The following is a 1,506-nucleotide window of genomic DNA, read 5'->3' on the forward strand; positions in this document are numbered from 1 at the left end:
AGCGCAATGAAGCATCTCTGTCTATTACATAGCGACTCAGGATCAACAGTTGGATCATTTATTTCTTGGATTACTCTAATGGTTATTAGCTTGCTGATTCCGTGAAAATAACCGAGCGATCGCGGATTTTTCTCCCATCAGGATATTTTTGCCTGGTTAATCTCAAGTGTGAGTAAATTTTGATTTGGATATTGGGAATTGGGTGGGAATTGGGTATTATTCTTTTTTCCCTTCTCCCCAGATACGGCATTAGCCTGATAACCTTACACTGTGACTCAATTCAGATGGGACATTGATTTATGCAGGAAGCTTCGATAACTAATTTAGAACAGCTTGAGAATGGACAAACATCGACAAACGACATCAAACTGCTAGTAGTCGATATTGATGGCACGATCGCAGGACATTCAAACAGAATTAGCAAAACGGTGACTCGTGCGATCGCACAAGCTCAATCACAGGGAATTCAAGTCGCGATCGCAACTGGAAGAATGTATCGTTCGGCTTTGCGTTTCCATCAGGAAATTGCTTCGACTCTGCCTTTAATTGCATATCAAGGTGCTTGGATTCAAGAACCCACAACAAACAAAGTCCACCGTCATCTCACAGTAAAACGAGAAACTGCCCAGCAATTACTCGATTATTTCGAGCAACCCGAATTAAAGGACTTGTTATCGGTACATTTTTATATCAATGATGAACTGTATGTGCGGGAACTCACCAGGGAAAGCAAAATCTACGCAAAACGTTCTAATATAAATGCCATTGCTGTCGGAGATTTGCGTGATACCCTCGACAATGAACCAACCAAGGTTCTGGCTTTATGCGATGATGTTGATGTTATTAATCAGTTACTAGGAAATTTACGCCGTCAATATACACCCGCAGAACTTTACCTCACCACCTCAGTGGCAACTTTTTTTGAGGCTACAAATCCATTTGTAAATAAAGGTACAGCAGTACGCTACCTCGCAGAAGAAATGCTGGGACTTCAACCAGCTAATGTCATGACTATTGGTGATAATTTTAATGATTTAGAAATGCTGCAATATGCTGGTATCGGTGTCGCAATGGGTGATGCTCCTGATGGAGTCAAAGCGATCGCACAATGGATTGCTCCCAACGTCGAACAAAATGGTGTCGCAGCCGCAATCGAAAAATTTCTACTTAGTTAACAAGCTTGGGTGGTTTAATTCCCCAGCAATAGAAGGGCAGCGTGTTTTGTGTCGGGGTAAAATCCTCCGTAGTTTTGTGGACGGAAACCGTCCCCACAAACTTCTTTCCGTTACAAAACATAATTGCGTAGCTTTAGCTTCTCGCTCTGCGAGTATTACGTAGCTTGCTTCTCCGCTTCGGAGTATTGCGAATTGTTTTAATGGTTATTCCGTACTAGCTTGAATTGTATTCTCATCAAGCATATCTACCAAACGTATCCGCTCGGTAAATCGGGGTAGAAAAAAAATCAGAATGTAAATTGGTACAGACTGCATTATAGAATATGAGACA

General features: G+C 41.6%; 1 protein-coding gene. It reads left to right on the top strand.

Annotated elements, in window-relative coordinates:
- Positions 1–299: 299 nt before the first annotated feature.
- Entirely contained in the window at positions 300–1,175 is an 876-nt protein-coding gene (locus tag CK510_RS30250) for a Cof-type HAD-IIB family hydrolase (RefSeq protein ID WP_095725104.1), read from the top strand.
- Positions 1,176–1,506: the final 331 nt, after the last annotated feature.

This window comes from Brunnivagina elsteri CCALA 953, assembly GCF_002289455.1.
In the GTDB taxonomy this organism is placed as follows: Bacteria; Cyanobacteriota; Cyanobacteriia; order Cyanobacteriales; family Nostocaceae; genus Brunnivagina; species Brunnivagina elsteri.

Coding starts and splice junctions, on each gene's coding strand:
- CK510_RS30250 (WP_095725104.1), top strand. CDS start 300: ATGCAGGAAGCTTCGATAACTAATTTAGAACAGCTTGAGAATGGACAA.